Genomic DNA, 3519 nt, shown 5'->3' with positions numbered 1-3519 from the left:
ACACCACGCTGAATAAGATCATCCTCATCGCCTGTATCGTAATTTTATTAGGATCGGCGATTTTATTCTATTTAACTCATCACTATCGAGCAGCTTTCCCTGAAACCCCACAAAGACTAGTTCCTGAACAACAAGCTTCACGAGAGCGTTTCATTAAAAGTCCGCTGAAGCGGTACGTCTGGCAGTTGTTTGCTTTTGTGGGACTGTTGCAAGTTATTGGATTATTAATAGATTTTCAGTATCTGCGCGAACTCCAATCCAATTTGAGCGACCGAGAACTTGCGAGCTTTTTGGGTCTTTTTGGTGGGATGTTGGGACTGTGTGAGTTGTTGTTGCAGTGGTTTTTTTCCAGCCGACTCATCGAACGCATGGGGGTATTTTTTACTGCGACGCTTTTACCAATCACCGTCGGCTTTTCACTCCCAGGAGTGCTGGTATTACTGCATTTAATTCCAGCCATGCAATCGCAAAGCTTTTTCTGGGGTTTGATAATTGTCAAATTCTTTGATGAACTTCTGCGCTACACCTTTGTCATGAGTAGCGGCCCCATCCTGTATCAACCGATTCCAGAGGCAATTCGCAGCCGGATGCAAACTTTATCTGGCGGAACCGCCGAAGCGATCGCCACAGGTTTGACAGGAGCGCTAATTTTTGTAACTATCTTGTTTTGTGGACGGTTTGTACCCGAACCACTACAAAAATGGGTGTTGGTAGCAGAAACCATGCTGATAGCTGGCACTTGTTTAACAGTAGTTTGGGAATTGCGATCGCGTTATGTGGAACTGTTAGTCTTGAGTGTGGCGCGGGGTCACTTGAGTGCAAGCAATGTCGGCTTGCGATTTTTCAAACAGGGTGTAGTCAAAGCTTTAGCAGAAAAAGGTAGTGAGGCTGATAAACGCTCTTGTATTGAACTTTTAGCCCAAATTGATTCCCTTGGAGCGGCGGAAGTTTTAGCCCCGCTACTAGTGAAGTTAACCCCAGATTTGCAGCGCCAAAGTTTGGAAGTGATGCTAATGGGAGGTGTAAATCCGGTTTATTTAGCCGCCATCCGTCCTTTGTTAGAAGAATCTCAAGAAACTAACCCCGAAGTTTTTGCTTTAGCGCTGCGCTACGTTTGGCTGGCTGAACCAAATCCTAATTTAAGCCTCTTAGAAGGATATTTACACCCCCGGCAAAACTCACTCATCCGCGCTACTGCCGCCGCTTTAGTCTTACGCCAGGGAACGCCCATGCAAAAGGTAGCAGCTACTCAAACCATGCGCCGGATGCTGACTCATAAGCAAGAACGGGAACGGGTGAATGGAGTTAGAGCGCTGAGAGAAGCAGTTTATTTGCAGGCATTGCGGATTCATATCCCGAATTTATTACAAGATGAGTCATTACGGGTGCGCTGTGCCGTATTAGAAATGATTTCAGCCACCCATTTAGAAGAGTACTATTCAGCACTGATTGCAGCACTTTATTACAAATCAACCCGCAGTACAGCCATGTTAGCCCTAGTGCGACTAGAAAATGAAGCTTTAGAAATGCTGTTGCGGTTGGCTACCAATATTTACAAACCAGAAGTAGTGCGGATGTATGCTTGGCGTACCATTGCTCAAGTCGGTACTCAGCAAGCGTTGGAGACTTTATGGGAAAACTTGGAAATATCTTGGGGTACTACTAGGGATCATATTCTCCGCAGCTTACTAAAAATCCACAAACAACCAGGAATTAAAGGTTTAGTAGATCGATTTTATGAAAGTCGGGTAGAAAATTTAATTAAGCAGGAATTAAAATTTTTAGGTGAAATTTACGCTGCATACATTGACTTCCAAACATTAGACCAAAAAGAAAATCATCAATCCAATCAAAGGATTGTGATTGTCTCTGAATTATTGCAACGCGCTCTTCTAGAATTGGAATTGGATGTGAAAGAGCGGCTGCTACTATTACTGAAACTGCTTTACTCGCCAGAAAAGATGCAAGCAGCATCCTTCAATCTGCGATCGCTCTCAGTGGTAAACTTAGCGCGGGGGTTAGAAATCTTAGAGCATACCGTAACTTTGTCTTCAAAGTCTTTATTGCTGAATATTTTAGACAACCGACCACAGGCAGAAAAATTACAATATCTTGTCGAAGCTAAGATCGTAGAATATGAGAACATGGTAGTTAGCGATCGCCTCCACAGATTGCTGATGTTAGGTAATTTCCTTTCTGACTGGTGTTTAGCTTGCTGTTTTCATTATGCTCAAGTTACACGCATCCGACTGACCAGTTCTGAGATATTAGTGAGTTTGCGTCATCCAACTGGCTTTGTCAGAGAAGCTGCGATCGCATATTTAAATATGGTTTCATATCGCGTTCTCCTGCAAATCCTCCCCCAGTTACAAAAAGATCCACATCCTTTGGTGTCCGCTCAAGTTAAAGAGTTACTCGAAAAATACCAATTCAAAAATTACAATTAAAAAACCTCCACGTGAATAATCTTGTGATTTCTATTGCTGCTAAAGGATTTCAAATAAAAAAACATCCAATAACTGTGCAAGCTATTCTGAAGCAGAGGGAGCAGACTTAATGACAAATGACAAATGACAAATGACAAATGACTATTTGGTAAACTGAAGTAAAAATTCAAAGAATATCAGGAATCATGTACGTACTAATTGGTGGAGCAGGCTTAGTAGGCTTGAGTTTGGCGCAAAAACTGGTAGAACTAGGGCATACTGTTGCCGTCATTGACATTGACCCTATCGCTTGCCGCTACGCCCGCGAACAAGTAGGAGCAATGGCTTTTGAAGGCAGTGCTGTGAGTACAGAAGTATTGTTAGAAGCTGGGATTCGCAAAGCCGATTCCTTGGCAGCAGTTCTGAGAAGCGATGCTTTAAACTTGGCAATGGTAACTCTTGCTAAACACTACGGCGTCACCCATATTTTGAGCCGGATGCGCCACCCCGATTTTGCCGAACCACTGCGGATAGCTGGAGCTAATCATATTATCAGTACTGTTGAACTATCAGTTTCAACAATGGTGAACGCCATTGAGTATCCACAAGTGGAATCAATGATGCATTTTGAGCAGGGACAGATTGAGGTTCTGAAACTTTCTATACCCAACAATTGCTATGTTGCTGGGCGTAGCGTTGCCGAAATTGCTCAGGATTCGCAATTCCCTACTGGTTCGCTAATTATTGGCTATCAATCCCATCCCCACGAAGATTTGATGATTCCTAACGGCAGTACAATACTGGAACCTCATTCAACTGTGCTGATTGTGACTAAACCAAGATGCTTACATCAAGTCATTGATTTTATTGAACAAAAATGTTGAGCGCGGTTCCTACCTAAACTGTTTATTAGGTAGGGTTAGCTACACATATAAAAAAATTGGTGAGTTTTGATGAAGCTGTATAGATATATTTATTTAGCGATCGCTGTTATTATTCTTGCATCTTGTGAATCAACACCCAAGTCAAAACCAAGCGCCATTCCAGCAACCCCATTGCAGAAAACAGTGGCGCTGGATAATAATTTTAAGAT

At 42.8% G+C, this 3519-nt stretch carries 2 protein-coding genes; both read left to right on the top strand.

The annotated features are described in order from the left end of the window. Positions 1–2447: MFS transporter (locus IQ229_RS18580; protein WP_194046245.1), on the top strand; the 2447-nt coding region annotated here is incomplete at its 5' end. A 185-nt stretch (positions 2448–2632) separates the two neighbouring features. Beyond that, positions 2633–3310, top strand: coding sequence for a potassium channel family protein (locus tag IQ229_RS18575; RefSeq protein ID WP_194046243.1), 678 nt, complete (start codon positions 2633–2635; stop codon positions 3308–3310). Positions 3311–3519 lie beyond the last annotated feature (209 nt).

Origin of the sequence: Nostoc cf. edaphicum LEGE 07299 (genome assembly GCF_015207245.1) — a bacterium.
In the GTDB taxonomy this organism is placed as follows: domain Bacteria; phylum Cyanobacteriota; class Cyanobacteriia; order Cyanobacteriales; family Nostocaceae; genus Nostoc; species Nostoc edaphicum_B.
This window is presented reverse-complemented; position numbering and strand designations above follow the sequence as displayed.

Excerpts from the sequence above, each read along its gene's own strand:
- IQ229_RS18575 (WP_194046243.1), top strand. The coding sequence starts at position 2,633 with ATGTACGTACTAATTGGTGGAGCAGGCTTAGTAGGCTTGAGTTTGGCG.